This window comes from Streptomyces sp. NPDC005898 (assembly GCF_040629635.1).
In the GTDB taxonomy this organism is placed as follows: domain Bacteria; phylum Actinomycetota; class Actinomycetes; order Streptomycetales; family Streptomycetaceae; genus Streptomyces.
This window is the reverse complement of sequence record NZ_JBEXWC010000009.1, coordinates 50,204-67,548: the sequence shown is the minus strand read 5'-3', so window position 1 is coordinate 67,548 and position 17,345 is coordinate 50,204. Positions and strand designations below refer to the sequence as shown.

The window sequence follows — 17,345 nt, the reverse complement described above, 5'->3', positions numbered from 1 at the left end:
AGCACGTCTTCGCATGATGAACGGGAGGACGACCCGGTGCGCAGAGCAGATCCCCGATCCATCGTCGTCTGGTCCCTCGTCGCGCTGGCCGGCGCCACGGGCTGGACCGTGCTGGCCCTCGCGCGCGAGGAGGAGGTGTCGGCCGCCTGGATGGTGGCGGCGGCCCTCGGCTCGTACGCGATCGCGTACCGCTTCTACTCCAAGTTCGTCGCGCACCGGGTCCTCGAGGTCGACGGGACCCGGGCCACCCCCGCCGAGCGGCTCGACGACGGCATCGACTTCCACCCGACCGACCGCCGCGTCCTGCTCGGCCACCACTTCGCGGCGATCGCGGGCGCGGGCCCACTGGTCGGGCCGGTACTGGCCGCCCAGATGGGGTACCTGCCCGGCACCATCTGGATCATCGTCGGCGTGATCTTCGCGGGCGCCGTGCAGGACATGGTGGTGCTGTTCTTCTCGACGCGGCGGGACGGCAGGTCGCTCGGGCAGATGGCACGGGAAGAGATCGGGCCGTTCGGCGGGGCCGCCGCGCTGCTCGCCGCGTTCGCCATCATGATCATCCTGCTGGGTGTGCTCGCCCTGGTGATCGTCAACGCCCTCGCCGCGTCCCCGTGGGGCACCTTCTCCATCGCGATGACCCTCCCGATCGCCCTGTTCATGGGCTTCTACCTGCGCGTCCTGCGTCCGGGGCGGGTCAGCGAGGTCTCCCTCATCGGCGTCGCGCTGCTGCTGGCCGCGCTGGTCGCCGGGCGCCGGGTCGCCGAGTCCTCGCTCGCGGACACCTTCACGCTCGCCCCGTCGACGCTGGTGATCTGGCTGGTGGCGTACGGCTTCATCGCCTCGATCCTGCCGGTGTGGATGTTGCTCGCGCCGCGTGACTACCTCTCCACGTTCATGAAGGTCGGCACCATCCTGCTGCTCGCCCTCGGTGTCGTGATCACGCTGCCGACGCTGCGGATGGACCCGGTGACCGACTTCGCCTCGCGCGGCGACGGACCGGTCTTCGCGGGGTCGCTCTTCCCGTTCGTCTTCATCACCATCGCCTGCGGGGCCCTGTCCGGCTTCCACGCGCTGATCTCCTCGGGCACGACGCCGAAGATGATCCAGAAGGAGACGCAGGTCCGGATGATCGGGTACGGCTCCATGCTGATGGAGTCGGCCGTGGCGATCATGGCGCTCGTCGCCGCGTCGATCATCGATCCCGGGCTGTACTTCGCGATGAACGCGCCGGCGGGGGTCGTCGGGGACACCGTGCAGGAGGCGTCGAAGGCCGTCGCGGGCTTCGGGTACTCCCTCTCCCCCGCCGACCTCGCGCAGGCCGCCAAGGACGTGGAGGAGTCCTCGCTACTCTCGCGCACGGGCGGCGCGCCCACGCTCGCGGTCGGCGTCTCCGAGATCTTCTCCCAGGTCACGGGGGGCTCACTGCGGGCCTTCTGGTATCACTTCGCCATCATGTTCGAGGCGTTGTTCATCCTGACCGCGCTCGACGCGGGCACGCGCGTGGGCCGCTTCATGCTCCAGGACATGCTCGGCAACGTCTGCGAGCCCTTCAAGAGGGTGAGCTGGAAGCCCGGTCTGGTGCTGACCAGCGCCGCCGTCACCGGTCTCTGGGGGTACTTCCTGTGGGTCGGCGTCCATGAGCCGCTCGGCGGGATCAACCAGCTCTTCCCCGTCTTCGGCATCGCCAACCAGCTCCTCGCCGCCGTCGCCCTGACCGTCTGCACGACCCTGCTGGTGAAGTCGGGGCGCCTCAAGTGGGCCTGGATCACGGGAGTCCCGCTCGCCTGGGACGTGACGGTGACCCTGACGGCGAGCTGGCAGAAGGTGTTCTCCGGCGACCCCCGGGTGGGGTTCTTCACGCAGCGCTCCCGCTACCGGGACGCCATCGAGGAAGGTCGGATCCTGCCGCCCGCGAAGACCATGGACGACATGCACACCGTCGTCACCAACTCCGCGGTGGACGGCGTCCTTTCGGCGGTCCTCGCCCTGCTCGTCGTCGTCGTGATCGTCGACGCGGCGCGGGTGTGCGTACGGCATGTGCGCGACCCCGCCGCCACCGCGCTGCACGAAGCGCCCTACGTGGAATCGAAATTGACGGTATGAGCGTTGACGGCATGAGCGCTGACGGTACGGGCGTGGTGGTGCGCGCCATGACCATGGCCTCGCGCGGGCTGCGCCGACTGCGGTGGTACGTCCGCGAGTTCACCGGGGAGTCGGCGTACGAGCGGTATGTGGCGCACGTACGCGAGGCGCATCCGGCCGCGCCGGTGCCCAGCCGCCGCGCGTTCGAGCGCATGCGGACGGACCGCCAGGAGTCGGACCCCCGGCAGGGGTTCCGCTGCTGCTGAGCAGGCACGTCGACCAGTCCGTTATCCGGACAGGGGTTCCATACAGCGAGACTGTGGCTTAGATTTCCCGCACGTTAAGCATGGGATAAGTGAGGGAACGGAGCCGCGACATGTCAGATGCGCCTGAAGTGAACAGACCGGTGGTCACACCGGTCCGCGTGGTCATCGCAGCCTGCCTTGTCGCGCCCTTCGTGGCAATGCTCTGGGTGAGTTCATACGCGAAGGTCGAACCGACCTTCATCGGCATCCCGTTCTTCTACTGGTACCAGATGCTCTGGGTGATCATCTCCACCCTGCTCACGATGACCGCGTACAAGCTGTGGCAGCGCGACCAGCGCGCCCGCAAGGAAGGTGGGCGGTCATGAAGGACGGGGTCAACGGCGTCGCGCTCGCCGTCTTCATCTTCTTCTTCGTCGCGGTCACGGTCATGGGCTTCCTCGCCGCCCGCTGGCGCAGGGCCGAGAACCAGAGCCTCGACGAATGGGGCCTCGGCGGCCGGTCGTTCGGCACCTGGGTGACGTGGTTCCTGCTCGGCGGCGACCTCTACACCGCGTACACCTTCGTCGCCGTCCCCGCGGCGATCTACGCGGCGGGCGCGGCCGGCTTCTTCGCGGTGCCGTACACGATCCTCGTCTATCCGCTGATCTTCACCTTCCTGCCGCGCCTGTGGTCGGTCTCGCACAAGCACGGCTACGTGACGACCTCCGACTTCGTGCGCGGACGGTTCGGCTCCAAGGGGCTCTCGCTGGCCGTCGCGGTCACCGGCATCCTCGCCACGATGCCCTACATCGCGCTCCAACTGGTCGGCATCCAGGCCGTCCTGGACGTCATGGGCGTCGGCGGCGGGCCGGACACCAACTGGTTCGTCAAGGACCTGCCGCTGCTGATCGCCTTCGCGGTGCTCGCCGCGTACACCTACTCCTCGGGGCTGCGCGCACCCGCGCTGATCGCGTTCGTGAAGGACGGTCTGATCTACCTCGTCATCGTCGTCGCGATCATCTACATCCCGATCAAGCTCGGCGGCTTCGACGACATCTTCGCCAAGGCCGGTGACGCCTTCGCGCAGACCAACCCGGCGACCGGCAAGCCGCGCGGCGCGCTCGCGCCCGCCGAGGCCGGCCAGTGGACGTACGCGACGCTCGCGCTCGGCTCGGCCCTCGCGCTGTTCATGTACCCGCACTCGATCACCGCGACGCTCTCCTCCAAGAGCCGCGACGTGATCCGGCGCAACACCACCATCCTGCCGCTGTACTCGCTGATGCTCGGCCTGCTCGCCCTGCTCGGCTTCATGGCGATCGCGGCCGGGATCAAGGTGGACAACGGCCAGCTGGCGATCCCCCAGCTCTTCGAGACCATGTTCCCCGACTGGTTCACGGGCGTGGCCTTCGCGGCCATCGGCATCGGCGCGCTGGTCCCCGCGGCCATCATGTCGATCGCGGCCGCGAACCTCTTCACCCGCAACATCTACAAGGACTTCCTCAAGCCCGACGCGACGCCCGAGCAGGAGACCAAGGTCTCCAAGCTGGTCTCGCTGCTGGTGAAGGTGGGCGCGCTGGTCTTCGTCCTCACCATGGACAAGACGGTCGCGATCAACTTCCAGCTCCTGGGCGGCATCTGGATCCTCCAGACCATGCCCGCGCTGGTCGGCGGCCTGTTCACCCGCTGGTTCCACCGCTGGGCGCTGCTCGCGGGCTGGGCGGTCGGCATGGTCTACGGCACGCTGGCCGCGTACGGAGTCGCCTCGCCGACGCAGAAGCACTTCGGCGGTTCGTCCGACTCGATCCCGGGCATCGGCGAGATCGGCTACATCGGCCTCACCGCGTTCGTCCTGAACGTGGTCGTGACGGTGGTCCTCACCTTCGCCATGCGGGCGCTGAAGGCCCCCGACGGCATCGACGAGACCTCCCCCGAGGACTACACCGCGGACGCGGGCGACCCCGGCGTCGTCGAGGAGCTGCCGCCGGCGACCGCGGGCGCCGCGCACTGAGCACGACCCCGTGACACAGGGCCGCCGTGACCGACGACCCGTGACGAAGGGCCGCCGGAAAATCGGCGGCCCTTCGCCGTGCCCGTGTTGCACACTGCGCCGCATGGACATCACCGCCCTCACGATCAGACCCGCGCACCCCGACGAGTACGAGGCGCTCGGCGCCCTCACCGCACAGGCCTATCTCGCCGACGGCCACCTGGACTTCGGGGCGGACGACCCCTACCTCGCGGTGCTGCGCGACGTGGCGGCGCGCGCGGCCGCGGCCGAGGTCCTGGTGGCCGCGGCGGACGGCAAGGCGCTCGGCTGCGTCACCTACGTGCCGTCCGGCGGCCCGATGGCCGACATCGCCCGCACCGGCGAGGCCGAGATCCGCATGCTGGCCGTCTCCCCCGAGGCCCGTGGCAGGGGCGTCGGCGAGACGCTCGTACGGGAGTGCGTGCGGCGCTCCCGGGACGCGGGCCGCACCGGGCTCGTCCTGTCCACCCAGACGTCGATGCGCACCGCCCACCGGCTGTACGAGCGCCTGGGCTTCCGGCGCACGCCCGAGCGCGACTGGAGGCCCATCGAGACGGTGCCGCTGCTGGCGTACATGCTGACGCTGTAGGCACCGCACCCCGCGAGCCGACACAAGATGTGGGCCCGCCTCCAGGGCCCGGCACAAGATGTATGCTCGTGCTCGCTGTCGCCGCAGGGGAATCCGGTGCAAGTCCGGAACTGTCCCGCAACGGTGCATGTGTACGCATTCGGCGTACGCGGAGTCCGAGGACCTGCCGGCAGCGCACCCGTACCGTCCGGTCCGGGTGCCGACCGTCCGGGCCTCGTGGAGTGGGCCGGTGGACGCGGTACGCCGCCCTGCCCGGGTGCGCCCGTGTGCGCCCATCCCTCCCCCCTGGCCCAGAGCCGAGCGAGGGAGTGCCCCCACGTGACCATCGCGCCTGCCGAACCCGCGTCAGCGCCGTCGACGCCTTCGACGCCTTCGGTGCCGACCCTTCAGGACGCCGAAGGAACCGACGGGCCGGGGACCGCGCTGCTGCGCACCCTGACCGACCTCACCGCCGACCTGCCCGACGCCGACCCCGGCCGGGTGGCCGCCGCCGCGCTGCGCGGCCGCTCGGCGCGGGCCGACGAGGCCGAGCTGCGGGAGCTGGCCACCGAGGCGGCCGCGGGGCTCATCTCCGAGGACCCGGCGTACTCCAAGCTGGCGGCCCGGCTCCTGTCGATCGGCATCCGCGAGGAGGCGGCGACGCAGGGCGTGCGCTCCTTCACCGACTCCGTCGCGGTCGGCCACCGCGAGGGCCTGATCGCCGACCGCACGGCGTCCTTCGTGACGGCGCACGCGGCCCGGCTCGACGCTTTGGTGGAGGGCGCGCTCGCCGACGGCGCCGACTTCCGCTTCGAGTACTTCGGCCTGCGCACCCTGCACAGCCGCTATCTGCTGCGCCACCCGATCACCCGGCAGGTCATCGAGACCCCGCAGCACTTCATGCTGCGCGTGGCGAGCGGCCTGGCGGAGGACGGCAGCGAGCGGGCGCTGGACGAGGTCGCCGCGCTGTACCGCCTGATGAGCCGCCTGGACTATCTGCCGTCCTCGCCGACGCTCTTCAACTCCGGCACCCGCCACCCGCAGATGTCCTCCTGCTACCTCCTCGACTCCCCGCTGGACGAGCTGGACTCCATCTACGACCGCTACCACCAGGTCGCGCGGCTCTCCAAGCACGCGGGCGGCATCGGACTCTCGTACTCCCGCATCCGTTCCCGGGGTTCGCTGATCCGCGGCACGAACGGGCACTCCAACGGCATCGTGCCGTTCCTGAAGACCCTGGACGCCTCGGTCGCCGCCGTGAACCAGGGCGGCCGGCGCAAGGGGGCCGCCGCGGTCTACCTGGAGACGTGGCACTCCGACATCGAGGAGTTCCTGGAGCTGCGCGACAACACCGGTGAGGACGCGCGCCGCACGCACAACCTCAACCTCGCGCACTGGATCCCGGACGAGTTCATGCGCCGGGTCGCCGCCGACCAGGACTGGTCGCTGTTCTCCCCGGCCGACGTGCCCGAGCTGGTCGACCTGTGGGGCGAGGAGTTCGACGCCGCCTACCGCGAGGCCGAGGCCGCCGGGCTCGCGAAGAAGACCATCCCGGCCCGCGATCTGTACGGCCGCATGATGCGCACCCTCGCGCAGACCGGCAACGGCTGGATGACGTTCAAGGACGCCGCCAACCGCACCGCCAACCAGACGGCGGAGCCCGGCCACACCGTGCACTCCTCCAACCTCTGCACGGAGATCCTGGAGGTCACGGACGACGGCGAGACGGCCGTGTGCAACCTCGGCTCGGTGAACCTCGGCGCCTTCGTGGACGCGGCGAGCGGCGACATCGACTGGGAGCGCCTCGACGAGACCGTCCGCACCGCCGTCACCTTCCTCGACCGCGTCGTGGACATCAACTTCTACCCGACCGAGCAGGCGGGGCGCTCCAACGCCAAGTGGCGCCCGGTGGGTCTCGGCGCGATGGGCCTCCAGGACGTCTTCTTCCGGCTGAAACTGCCCTTCGACTCCCCCGAGGCGCGTGCCCTCTCCACCCGCATCGCCGAGCGGATCATGCTCGCCGCGTACGAGGCCTCCGCCGACCTCGCCGTCCGCAACGGCCCGCTCCCCGCCTGGGAGAAGACCCGCACCGCGCGGGGCGTGCTGCACCCGGACCACTACGGCGTCGAGCTGACCTGGCCGGAGCGGTGGGCGGCGCTGCGGGAACGTATCGCCGAGACCGGCATGCGCAACTCGCTGCTGCTGGCCATCGCGCCGACCGCCACCATCGCCTCCATCGCGGGCGTGTACGAGTGCATCGAGCCGCAGGTCTCCAACCTCTTCAAGCGCGAGACGCTCAGCGGGGAGTTCCTCCAGGTCAACGCCTACCTCGTGCAGGAGCTGAAGCGGCTCGGCGTGTGGGACGCGCAGACCCGCGAGGCGCTGCGCGAGGCCAACGGCTCGGTGCAGGGCTTCGGCTGGATCCCCGAGGACGTCCGCGCGCTGTACCGCACCGCGTGGGAGATCCCGCAGCGCGGTCTGATCGACATGGCCGCCGCGCGCACCCCGTTCCTCGACCAGGCGCAGTCGCTCAACCTCTTCCTGGAGACGCCGACCATCGGCAAGCTCTCCTCGATGTACGCCTACGCCTGGCAGCGGGGTCTGAAGACCACGTACTACCTGCGCTCGCGCCCCGCCACCCGCATCGCCCGCGCGGCCGGCTCCGGCGCCGCCACCACCGCCCCCGTCCCCGCGCAGGTCACGGCCGAGGAGGCCGTCGCCTGCTCCCTGGAAAACCCCGAGTCCTGCGAGGCCTGCCAGTAATGAGCACCACGACGAACAGCGAGAAGAACCTCCTCGACCCGGGCTTCGAGCTGACCCTGCGCCCCATGCGCTACCCGGACTTCTACGAGCGCTACCGGGACGCGATCAAGAACACCTGGACGGTGGAGGAGGTCGACCTGCACTCGGACGTCGCCGACCTGGCGAAGATGACGCCCGAGGAGCAGCACCTGATCGGCCGCCTCGTCGCGTTCTTCGCGACCGGCGACTCGATCGTCTCCAACAACCTCGTGCTGACGCTCTACAAGCACATCAACTCCCCCGAGGCGCGGCTGTACCTGAGCCGTCAGCTGTTCGAGGAGGCCGTGCACGTCCAGTTCTATCTGACGCTGCTCGACACGTACCTGCCCGATCCGCAGGACCGGGCGGCCGCGTTCGACGCGGTCGAGGAGATCCCCTCGATCCGCGAGAAGGCGCAGTTCTGCTTCAAGTGGATGGACTCGGTCGAGAAGCTGGACCGGCTGGAGACGCAGGCCGACCGCCGCCGCTTCCTGCTCAACCTCATCTGCTTCGCCGCGTGCATCGAGGGCCTGTTCTTCTACGGTGCCTTCGCCTACGTCTACTGGTTCCGCAGCCGCGGTCTGCTGCACGGCCTGGCGACCGGCACGAACTGGGTGTTCCGCGACGAGACGATGCACATGAGCTTCGCCTTCGACGTGGTGGACACGGTGCGCAAGGAGGAGCCCGAGCTGTTCGACGACGCGCTCCGGACGCAGGTCACGGACATGCTGAAGGAGGCCGTCGAGGCGGAGCTGCAGTTCGCCCGCGATCTGTGCGGCGAGGGTCTGCCGGGCATGAACACCGACTCGATGCGCGCCTACCTGGAGTGCGTCGCCGACCAGCGCCTCCAGCGCCTCGGCTTCGCGCCGGTCTACGGCTCGCAGAACCCGTTCTCCTTCATGGAGCTGCAAGGCGTGCAGGAGCTGACCAACTTCTTCGAGCGGCGCCCGTCGGCGTACCAGGTCGCGGTCGAGGGTTCGGTCTCCTTCGACGACGAGTTCTAGGGGCGGCTGCCACGCACGTGTGGGCCCGCCCCGTCACGGGGGGCGGGGCGGGCCCACACGGTGGCTCAGCGCGGCTCGGCGCGCAGGACGAGCCGCTTGGGGTGCAGGGTGATGCCGACCCGCGTGCCCGTGTCGGTCTCCGCGACCGGCGCCAGGTGCCACCTCGGCACCACCGTGCCCAGGATCAGGGCCAGTTCGGCCAGGCTGAAGTGGTCCCCGGGGCACTTCCGGTTGCCGACACTGAACGGCATCATCGCGAACTCCGGTACGTCCTGTGCGCGTTCGGGGAGCCAGCGGTCCGGGTCGAACTCCAGGTGCCGCTCGAAGGAACGCGGGTCGCGCTGCATCGCGTACACGCTGTAGACGATGTCCGCGCCGGCGGGAATGCGATAGCCGCCCAGCTCGGCCTCGGTCACGGACCGGCGCGTGAATATCCAGGCGGCCGGGCGTATGCGCATCGCCTCGGTGATGACATTGCGCAGGTGCGGCAGGGATCCCAGATCGGCGAATGTGATCGCGCGATCCCCCGCCACGGAATTTACTTCTTCAACCAACCGCCTTTCCTGCTCCGGGTGTTCGGCGAGCAGATGGAACGTCCACGCCAGTGTGGACGCGACATTCTCCGCTCCGGCGACGACGAGGGAAACCACGTGATCGTGGATCTCCTGATCGGTCAGCGGCTCCCCCGAATCGTCCCTGGCCCGCAGCAATTCCGCGAGCAGGTCCTGCGGGCCGCCGGGGCCGGCCGTGCGGCGCTCCCGGACGATCTCGTCGACCAGCGCGTGCAGATCGGCCAGCGCGTTCTCGAAGCGCCGGTTGGCGGGTGTCGGCACGCGGTAGAGCGGCCCGACGGAGAGCACCATCCGGCGGTAGAGGCCCTGGAAGACGGTGTGCAGCGAGTCGGCGATGCGGTCCGCCTTCTCGCCGATCGAGTCGACCTCCAGGAGCGAGCGCGAGACGATGCGCACGGCCGTGCGGAACATCTCCGCGCTCACGTCGACCGTGGCGCCCGGCCGCCAGCGGGCCGCCGTGGCGCGCGCCTCCTCCTCCATCACCTTGGCGTAGTCGGCGATCCGCTCGGGCCGGAACGCGGGCTGCATCATCCGGCGCTGGCGCCGGTGCAGCTTGCCGTTGCTGGTCGCCACGCCCTTGCCGAGGAGCACTTCGAGGGTGTCCCACAGCGGTCCGCCGACGATGAACTCGGGGCGCTTGAGCATCGCGCCGACGAGTTCTGGGTCGCACACCGCGTAGGCGGTCCTCGGCCCCAGCCGGATCCGTACGAGGTCTCCATGGTCCCGCAGCGCGGACAGGAAGCCGAGCGGGTCGCGCACCAGGTGCCAGGCGTGGCCGAGTACGGGGACGGCGCCGCGGACCAGCGGCGGGGTGCGCAGCGGGCCGGATCCCGGGGCGGCCGGCGCGGGTGTCGCGGATTCGACGCTCATTCCTCACCCACCAGTTCGTTTTCCGCCAGGACGTCTTCCGTGACATACGGGGGGATGGACCGGTCGTCCCAGCTGTCCACCCGATAGCGGCCGGATTCGTGATGGAACCAGTACACGGAAGAGAACCAGTTCCGCATGTTGAAGACGCAGGATTTCACCGCGTCCGCGAGCTCTTTTCCTTCGACGGTCCCGTCGCTCAATTCCTCGACGAGTCCCAGCACTTCCTGTTCGGCCGCGAGGAAATCGGTGACGCAGCGACCGACGCGCCGGTGGACTTCCCGTACGGCTTCTTCGAGCGTCAACCCCTCGTGGTGAATGAGGCTGATCCCGAGATTGTGCAGTTCGTCTCCCGCGAGTTCCTTGGGGAGCGAGCACAGGTCGTTGTACCAGGCCGAGAAGTCCTGGGTGGCCAATGCCGCCCGCCGGTAGGCGGGGTGCTTCCTCACGGAGCGCGGCAGTTCGCGGCGCGCGGTGGGTTCGAGCAGGTCGATCCACGCCCAGTGCGCGAACGTGAGGCGGCGCAGCTCCACGTACGCCTCGACGGTGGGGACCACGCCCCCGCGCCGGTTTTCGAACTCCTGGTCGTAGGCGTCGATCACGGGGTGGAAGTGGCGGGCGAACCTCGTGTTCCAGCTGGGTCCGAGGAAGGAGTACAGGCGGCGGACGCAGTCGGCGAACCCGGCGATCAGCGGGTCGCGGTGGCGCAGGTGGAGCCGGGGGGCGTCCAGGGCGCCGTGCAGGCCCTGGCACAGCCGCCGCCACTGCTCCGCCCTGCCGTGCACGGAGTCCCGGTCGTGCCGGTCGTCCCAGGCGAAGAACCAGCTGCTGAGGTCCGCTATCGCGGTCAGCAGCGCGTCCGGCGCGCCAATGTAGTAGCCCGCCACCAGGTCGGTGTAGCAGAGGCTGTCCGCGTACCGCTCGACCTTGTCCGGCGGCATGAGGCGCATTTCGCGCAACCAGCTCCTGGACTTCTCCTGAAGCTTTGGCCAATACGGATGCAGGCGGCGCGGAAACGCGGCCTCGATCACCGGAAGGGCCAGCGCCGGTGGGACCGATACCGCCTGTGTGTGTGGCTGTGTCTGTGAAGTGCTTCCGGAATATGCAGGCACGGACAAACCCCTTTCAGCCGCCTGAGCGGCGCACGCCCTTCCGCTGTGCCGGGCGCGCGCCGTTGCGTATCCCCGCGCTTTCCATTCAGCACCACAACTGACCGTTCAGGGAACAGTTTTGCGCCATTCACTACCCCCGAGTGCCGAGAACGTCCCCGTACGTGACCGAATATGGATCTTCGTCAGCCGGTTTCGCTCGCACAGGTGAGCGGCTCATGCCAGCGGCCCCTGGTCGGGGAGTTCCCGACCAGGGGCCGCTCGTGTCACGCGGGTCCCGCGCCGCTCAGGCGTCGCGCCCGTCAGTCGTTCGGCACCACGGGGTAGCGCGGCGTGCCCTCCGCCATCTGGCGCAGCGCGTCCTTGCGCTCCCGCTTGGAGAGGCGGTCGATGTACAGGTAGCCGTACAGGTGGTCCGTCTCGTGCTGCAGGCAGCGGGCGAAGTAACCGCCGCCGCGCACCTTGATGGGGTTGCCCTTCTCGTCCTGGCCCCTCACCTCGGCGTAGTCCGGGCGGGCCAGATCGGCGTAGGCGGTGGGCACGGAGAGGCAGCCCTCGCCCGAGTCGTCCAGGCGGCGGCGCTCGGCGGGCAGCTCGGTCAGGACCGGGTTGCAGACCACACCGACGTGGCGCACGCCCTCGTCGTCCATGCAGTCGTAGACGAAGACCTTCAGGTCGACGCCGATCTGGTTGGCCGCGAGGCCCACGCCCTGGGCGGTGCGCTGGCTGGCGAACATGTCGTCGACCAGCTTGGCGAGATCGTCGTCGAAGGCCGTGACGTCCTTGCACTCCTTGTGCAGGACCGGGTTGCCGACGACCGTGATCGGCCGGGACGTGCCGCGCTCGCGGTAGGCCGTCTCGCGCTCCTCGCAGTCCTCCGTGTCGATGACGAAGCCCTCGTCGTCGACGGGGAGCACCCCGCCGGAGGCCTGCTGATCAGTGTCCTGCGCCATGTCCGCCGTAAGCCTTCCGTGAAACCCTCAAGAGTTTGTGCCGGTACAGCCTACGGCGAAGCGCCGACCGGCTTCCTCGGGTCAGCAGACCTCTTCGAGGTCCCGCCAGTCGCGCGAGTCCGGGCTGTCCGCCACCCAGCTGTCGAGGAGCCCGCGCACCAGGGCGGCGGGCGCGGCGATGCCGCACTCGCGCTCCGGCACCCAGACCGCTCCCGGGCTGCGGTGGCCGAGCGGGCCCGGGTGGCCCGGCTCGCTGTGGTCGTGCGGGTCCAGGTGCTCGCCGTCGCCCTCGTCGCTCGGCATCCGCGACTCCGAGCACATGCGGCACAGCAGCCGCACCGAGGAGGACCAGTCCTCGGCGGCGAAGCCCGCGTCGGCCGCGAGCCGCTCCAGGGCGTCCCGGTCGTCCTCGGTGGCGGCCTCCAGGAGGACCACCCACGTCGGCACGGGCGAGGGCGCCCACAGCTCGATCTCGTCGAAGACGGGGTACGAGTGGCCGGCCGCCGTCGTCCGCTCGCCGTGCGGGACGCCGTCGTGCAGCACGACCTCGCCCCAGCGCCGCCCGGAGGAGGGCAGCGGGATGGACAGCACCTCTATGCGGGCGGGGTCCAGCCTGCGGCCCCACACCACCTCCGCCTCGCCCTCCGGGGAGAGCCGCACGGCCGCGCTGCCCAGCTCCATGCCCGAGGGCTCGCCGGACGCCGCGACCCCGCCGGGCACCTTCAGGCCGTACGCCTGCCAGGCGCGGCGGGCCAGCGGCCAGTCCTGCAGCGCCGTCGCCGCGATGCCCACGTTCCACCAGTCCGGGGCGCCCGCCGAGCGGTCCAGGAGCGCCACGGCCCGCAGTCCCGCGGCCCGCGCCTGCTCCCAGTCGTGCCGGAACTTGTGCAGGAGCGCGAGGTTGAACCAGGACTCGGACAGCCAGGGTTCGAGATCCGCCGCGCGCGTGAGCAGCGCTCCCGCGTCCTCGTACCGGCCGTCGCCGATCAGCGTGAAGGCGCGGTCGGTCGCCTGCCGCCATGAGGCGGAGGGCCGGTGCCGTCCCTTGCCGAAGATCCTCACGATTCCCGCCTGATTCCCGCCTGTCACGATTTGTGGAGTCCCATCTTGCGAAGGCGCGGCGTCGGGTCGATGCCCCCGCGCACCCTCTTCTTCGCATCCAACCACGTACGGTCGGACAGCCGCTCATTACCCATGGGTTACCCAGCTGGGGGCGAGCTAAGGCCGCCCCTGGACACCACCCTCGCCAGGGACTCCACGACCTCGGGCTGATAGTCGCGGCCGGTGCCCAGCCGCAGCCTCTCCAGAGCGTGCAGCGGACCGCCGAGCGCCCCCGTGGGTCCTTCTCCCCGCGCCATCTCGTCGTACGCGTTCGCCGTGCGCACAATACGGGCGGTGAGCGGCTGGTGGCAGTAGGGGTCGGCCTGGCGCTCCACCACGACGGCCACCGCGGAGTCCACCCCGGTCTGGCGCACCACGGCGCCCCCGAGCAGGGCGATGCGGCGCTGCTGCTCCTCGGGCAGGGCGGCGGTGGCGCCCTCGGGCACGGGGTCGACGAGGGAGAGCTGCCCGATGTCGTGCATCAGCGCCGCGTACTCGAGAACGGTGAGGTCCTGCCCGCAGAGCCCGAGGTCCCGCCCGACGGCGCGGCTGAGCCCGGCGACGCGGTGGGCGTGGCCCTGCGGGGTGTACCCGGCGATCTCGGTGGCCCTGGCCAGCGACGCGATGGTCTGCCGGTAGGTGGCCCGCACGGCCGCGTAGCGCCGGTAGGAGAGCTGGGTGAGCAGCAGCGGCAGGCTGAACACGGGCAGCGCCCACAGGCCGGCCACGGCGACGCCGAGCGCCATCACGGCCCCCGTCGCGCAGACGGCGGAGCCGATGCCGAGCATGGCCCGCAGTTCGTCGCGCAGGAGCGGCCCGAACGGCCAGCGGGTGCGGGCGCGCGCCATCGCGGCGGCGAGGACGGCGTCGCAGAGCGCGGTGAGGACGAGGAGGGCGACGATGACGAGCGCGAACCAGGGGCCGTGGCCGACCCAGTGCTTCAACTTGCCCGCGTTGTAGAGGGGTTGGAAGCAGGCCGCGGCGAACGCGACGGTCAGCACGCGCCGCGCCATGTCGTCGGGCGTGGGCCCGTGGCCCAGTGCCACATGCGGCACGGCGCCCACCAGGGCGGCCGCGACGACCACGGCGATCACCTGGAGCGCGCCGTGGTGCGTGGCCGTTCCGGCGTTCTGCCCCAGCAGGGCGTACGCCAGGGCGCCCGCGGCCCCGAGCGGTGCGGGCTCCCGCTCGCTCTCGCTGCCCCAGCGGGCCAGCTCACCGAGGGTGATCAGCACCCCGAAGGCGAGCGCGACCGGCCGTTCGGCGACGCCGTGCCACAGGGTCCAGGTGAGCGAGACGACGGCGAGCAGGCCGGCGAGGGCGCGGCCCGCCGTGCTGGGCAGCCGCTGTGCGCGGGAGGCGGCGCGCCCCCCGGCGTACGCCGTCACGGGGCGCCCGGCCCGCGCGCCGCGGGCGCGGCGGCCAGGCGCGCGGGCGGTACGTTTCCGCTCTGGTCGGCGCCGGGCCCAAGGTCGCGGGCCGGGACGTCGGAGGTGACCTCCGGATGCCAGCCGTCCCGGCCGAGCGCCCGGGTGAGGGCGGCGACCATCGCGGGGTCGAACTGCTCTCCGGCGCACCGGGCCAGCTCCTCCAGCGCGGCGGACACCGGCCGGGCACGCCGGTAGGACCGGGTGGACGTCATCGCGTCGAAGGCGTCGGCGACGGCCACCACCCGGGCGGACTCGGGGATCTGCCGCCCGGTGAGGCCGTACGGGTAGCCGCTGCCGTCGATCCGCTCGTGGTGGTGCAGGATGGCCGCCCGCGCCTCGCCGAGGAAGCCGATGCCGCGCACCATCTCGTGTCCGTACTCGGGGTGGAGTTCGATGACGCGCCGCTCCTGGGGCGTCAGGGGGCCGTCCTTGCGCAACAGGCGGGTGGGCACGCCGAGTTTGCCGACGTCGTGCAGGATGCCGGCGAACCGCAGGACCTCGACGCGCTCGTCGTCCATGCCCAGCTCCCGGGCGATCATGACCGAGGCGCGGCCGACCCGCTCGCTGTGGCCACGGGTGTACCTGTCCTTGAGGTCGACGGCCTGGACGAGGGCCCGGATGGTGGCCTGGTGGGCGGCCCGCTCCCGGTGGTACTGCGCGAAGACCCAGCACGAGACGCCCATCGGGAGCAGCACGAGCAGCGCCGCCGGGGGCCCGTACGGGCTGGTCCACAGGACCGCCATCATCAGCCCGGCCAGTCCGTGCACCGCCACGGGCGCGAGGGAGCGCGGCAGGAGTCCGCGCCAGGCGGTCCGCGGCGGCAGCCTCTCGGCGGTCGCGAGGATCCCGGCGTCCAGGGCGGCGAGCACGGCGCAGAAGGCGAGGACGGCGGCGCCGGCGGGCCCCAGGACGTGCGGGAAGTCGCACGCGGCGCGGGCGGCGGGTCCGCCGAGCGCGCCGTACACGTGGGCCGCGCTCCAGGTGGCGAGGACGAGCTGCGCGCCGCGCCACAGGCGGCGCACCCGGCGCGGGCGCCGGTCGATCCGGGCGAACAACGCGCCCGGCACGGCGACGAGGGCGGCGGCCGAGGGCGGCAGCAGGAACACCCCGGCGAGCAGCACCGGGAAGAAGGTGCCGAGGCCGCCGGGGACGCGGCGCCCGATGAAGCGGCACCGGCCGGTCTGCTCGCACCCGGCGTAGAGCACCGCGAGGAGCGCGACGGCGGGCCAGGGGGTGCGGCCGCCGCTCAGGGCCGGTGCGAGGCAGGCGGCACCGGCCAGGGCGACGCCCAGGATGTACACGCGGGCCCACGCCGGCACCGACCGCATGGAGTTCTCCTCCCCGTTCCAGGTCCTGCGACCCAGTCGTCCGGGTCACGAGACCCAGCTCCGGAGAGTAGAACGGCCACCTCGCGGTCAGCGCCCGACGGCGGCGAATTAGCACATTCGAGTGACGCTGCGGTGTTTCACGCCTCCGAGGCCCGCACTCCCGGTGCGGTGTCCTGGCTGACGTCCTGGTCGGGCACGGCCTGTCCGGAGCGGATGAGGTCGATGCGCCCCATGACCTTGGCCCGCAGGTCGATCGGGACGTCGTCCTGGCCGCAGCACCGCTTGACCAGCTTCTTCACCGCCTGCTCCAGACCGTACTTCTCCAGGCACGGCGAGCACTCCTCGAAGTGCGTCTCGAACTTGGTGCAGTCGCTGTCCGGCATCTCGTGGTCCAGGAACTCATAGAGATGGTCCAGGACTTCACTGCAGTCAGTCTCGTGCGGCTCTCCGCAGCTCATGAGCCCGAGCCTTTCGTTCCGTTCGACTCGCCGGCGCCGGCCGGGACGAGCCCGCGCTCACGGGCGTAGTCCTCCAGCATGCCGCGCAGTTGGCGTCGGCCGCGGTGCAGCCGGGACATCACCGTACCGATGGGTGTCCCCATGATGTCCGCGATCTCCTTGTACGCAAAGCCCTCTACATCGGCCAGATAGACGGCGATGCGGAATTCCTCGGGAATCGCCTGGAGGGCCTGCTTCACGTCCGAGTCGGGCAGGTGGTCCAGCGCCTGCGACTCGGCGGAGCGCAGACCGGTGGACATGTGCGACTCGGCGCGCGCGAGCTGCCAGTCCTCGATCTCCTCGGCGGCGCTGCGCTGGGGCTCGCGCTGCTTCTTGCGGTAGGAGTTGATGAAGGTGTTCGTGAGGATGCGGTACAGCCACGCCTTGAGATTGGTGCCCTCGCGGAACTGGTGGAACGACGCGTACGCCTTGGCGTAGGTCTCCTGGACCAGGTCCTCCGCGTCCGCCGGGTTGCGGGTCATGCGCAGCGCGGCGGAGTACATCTGGTCGAGGAACGTCAGCGCGTCCCGCTCGAAACGGGCCGTGCGCTCCGCGGCCGTCTCAGAGCCCTCTTCGGGGCGCTCCGCCTGGCCGTGCTCGGTCCCTGCGTCGGTCCCTGTGACCGGACCCACCTCCTCCAACGACGTGGTGAGGCCGAAAGCAGCCCCACTCGAATCGGAGGATAGACGACGATCCGCTCCGCGCGCCGCCCGAATAGTTGCGTTTTTGGGTGCGCTCAAGACCGTCCACTCCAGGTCAGCGGCGCTGGAGCGGTTCGGGCA

15 protein-coding genes and 1 riboswitch are annotated in these 17,345 nt (G+C 70.8%); of the genes, 7 read left to right on the top strand and 8 right to left on the bottom strand.

Going from position 1 to position 17,345, the window contains the following annotated elements; genetic code table 11:
- Positions 1 to 36 precede the first annotated feature (36 nt).
- The 7 genes from ABZ385_RS14950 (at position 37) to ABZ385_RS14920 (ending at position 8,706) form a co-directional block, all read left to right on the top strand.
- Positions 37 to 2,103: a carbon starvation CstA family protein gene (locus ABZ385_RS14950; protein WP_358582595.1), complete on the top strand. Its 2,067-nt coding sequence runs from the start codon at positions 37 to 39 to the stop codon at positions 2,101 to 2,103.
- Positions 2,104 to 2,150: 47 nt separating this feature from the next.
- Entirely contained in the window at positions 2,151 to 2,348 is a 198-nt protein-coding gene (locus ABZ385_RS14945; protein WP_358697738.1) for a YbdD/YjiX family protein, read from the top strand.
- Positions 2,349 to 2,458: 110 nt separating this feature from the next.
- A complete protein-coding gene (locus ABZ385_RS14940; protein WP_358582598.1) occupies positions 2,459 to 2,713 on the top strand; it encodes a DUF3311 domain-containing protein in 255 nt (84 codons plus the stop codon).
- A complete protein-coding gene (gene mctP / locus ABZ385_RS14935; protein ID WP_358582601.1) occupies positions 2,710 to 4,335 on the top strand; it encodes a monocarboxylate uptake permease MctP in 1,626 nt (541 codons plus the stop codon). The genes ABZ385_RS14940 and mctP overlap by 4 nt, the downstream gene beginning before the upstream one ends.
- A gap of 103 nt (positions 4,336 to 4,438) precedes the next feature.
- On the top strand, positions 4,439 to 4,942 hold the full coding sequence (locus ABZ385_RS14930; protein WP_358911602.1) for a GNAT family N-acetyltransferase: 504 nt from the start codon (positions 4,439 to 4,441) through the stop codon (positions 4,940 to 4,942).
- Between the two features lie 49 nt (positions 4,943 to 4,991).
- Positions 4,992 to 5,128: riboswitch (cobalamin riboswitch) on the top strand.
- A gap of 132 nt (positions 5,129 to 5,260) precedes the next feature.
- Entirely contained in the window at positions 5,261 to 7,684 is a 2,424-nt protein-coding gene (locus tag ABZ385_RS14925) for a ribonucleoside-diphosphate reductase subunit alpha (protein ID WP_358911600.1), read from the top strand.
- The gene (locus ABZ385_RS14920) at positions 7,684 to 8,706 is read left to right on the top strand and encodes a ribonucleotide-diphosphate reductase subunit beta (protein WP_358582609.1); all 1,023 of its coding nucleotides are present in this window, start codon (positions 7,684 to 7,686) and stop codon (positions 8,704 to 8,706) included. Before ABZ385_RS14925 ends, ABZ385_RS14920 begins: the two co-directional genes overlap by 1 nt.
- Positions 8,707 to 8,771: 65 nt before the next feature.
- On the opposite strand, the gene ABZ385_RS14915 is transcribed toward ABZ385_RS14920, so the two are convergent.
- From ABZ385_RS14915 to sigR, 8 genes are all read right to left on the bottom strand, one after another.
- On the bottom strand, positions 8,772 to 10,148 hold the full coding sequence (locus tag ABZ385_RS14915) for a cytochrome P450 (RefSeq protein ID WP_358911598.1): 1,377 nt from the start codon (positions 10,146 to 10,148) through the stop codon (positions 8,772 to 8,774).
- Positions 10,145 to 11,257, bottom strand: coding sequence for an epi-isozizaene synthase (gene cyc1, locus ABZ385_RS14910; RefSeq protein WP_358582615.1), 1,113 nt, complete (start codon positions 11,255 to 11,257; stop codon positions 10,145 to 10,147). The genes ABZ385_RS14915 and cyc1 overlap by 4 nt, the downstream gene beginning before the upstream one ends.
- A 299-nt stretch (positions 11,258 to 11,556) precedes the next feature.
- On the bottom strand, positions 11,557 to 12,207 hold the full coding sequence (gene def / locus ABZ385_RS14905; protein ID WP_358582618.1) for a peptide deformylase: 651 nt from the start codon (positions 12,205 to 12,207) through the stop codon (positions 11,557 to 11,559).
- Between the two features lie 81 nt (positions 12,208 to 12,288).
- Positions 12,289 to 13,269 (bottom strand): hypothetical protein, encoded by a 981-nt coding sequence (locus ABZ385_RS14900; RefSeq protein ID WP_358582621.1) that lies wholly within the window; start codon positions 13,267 to 13,269, stop codon positions 12,289 to 12,291.
- 137 nt (positions 13,270 to 13,406) lie between these two features.
- On the bottom strand, positions 13,407 to 14,651 hold the full coding sequence (locus ABZ385_RS14895) for an HD domain-containing protein (RefSeq protein WP_358911736.1): 1,245 nt from the start codon (positions 14,649 to 14,651) through the stop codon (positions 13,407 to 13,409).
- Positions 14,652 to 14,692: 41 nt separating this feature from the next.
- Positions 14,693 to 16,066, bottom strand: a complete 1,374-nt coding sequence (locus ABZ385_RS14890) for an HD-GYP domain-containing protein (RefSeq protein ID WP_358911596.1) — start codon at positions 16,064 to 16,066, stop codon at positions 14,693 to 14,695.
- A gap of 137 nt (positions 16,067 to 16,203) precedes the next feature.
- Positions 16,204 to 16,524, bottom strand: a complete 321-nt coding sequence (gene rsrA / locus ABZ385_RS14885; RefSeq protein ID WP_358588985.1) for a mycothiol system anti-sigma-R factor — start codon at positions 16,522 to 16,524, stop codon at positions 16,204 to 16,206.
- The gene (gene sigR, locus ABZ385_RS14880) at positions 16,521 to 17,195 is read right to left on the bottom strand and encodes an RNA polymerase sigma factor SigR (RefSeq protein WP_030780923.1); all 675 of its coding nucleotides are present in this window, start codon (positions 17,193 to 17,195) and stop codon (positions 16,521 to 16,523) included. The genes rsrA and sigR overlap by 4 nt, the downstream gene beginning before the upstream one ends.
- Between the last annotated feature and the right edge of the window lie 150 nt (positions 17,196 to 17,345).

Bases quoted from the DNA above. Each gene is read 5' to 3' on its own strand.
- ABZ385_RS14915 (WP_358911598.1), bottom strand. From the start codon at position 10,148: ATGAGCGTCGAATCCGCGACACCCGCGCCGGCCGCCCCGGGATCCGGC.
- ABZ385_RS14890 (WP_358911596.1), bottom strand. From the start codon at position 16,066: ATGCGGTCGGTGCCGGCGTGGGCCCGCGTGTACATCCTGGGCGTCGCC.
- rsrA (WP_358588985.1), bottom strand. From the start codon at position 16,524: ATGAGCTGCGGAGAGCCGCACGAGACTGACTGCAGTGAAGTCCTGGAC.
- ABZ385_RS14945 (WP_358697738.1), top strand. From the start codon at position 2,151: ATGACCATGGCCTCGCGCGGGCTGCGCCGACTGCGGTGGTACGTCCGC.
- ABZ385_RS14920 (WP_358582609.1), top strand. From the start codon at position 7,684: ATGAGCACCACGACGAACAGCGAGAAGAACCTCCTCGACCCGGGCTTC.
- ABZ385_RS14940 (WP_358582598.1), top strand. From the start codon at position 2,459: ATGTCAGATGCGCCTGAAGTGAACAGACCGGTGGTCACACCGGTCCGC.
- def (WP_358582618.1), bottom strand. From the start codon at position 12,207: ATGGCGCAGGACACTGATCAGCAGGCCTCCGGCGGGGTGCTCCCCGTC.
- ABZ385_RS14930 (WP_358911602.1), top strand. From the start codon at position 4,439: ATGGACATCACCGCCCTCACGATCAGACCCGCGCACCCCGACGAGTAC.
- mctP (WP_358582601.1), top strand. From the start codon at position 2,710: ATGAAGGACGGGGTCAACGGCGTCGCGCTCGCCGTCTTCATCTTCTTC.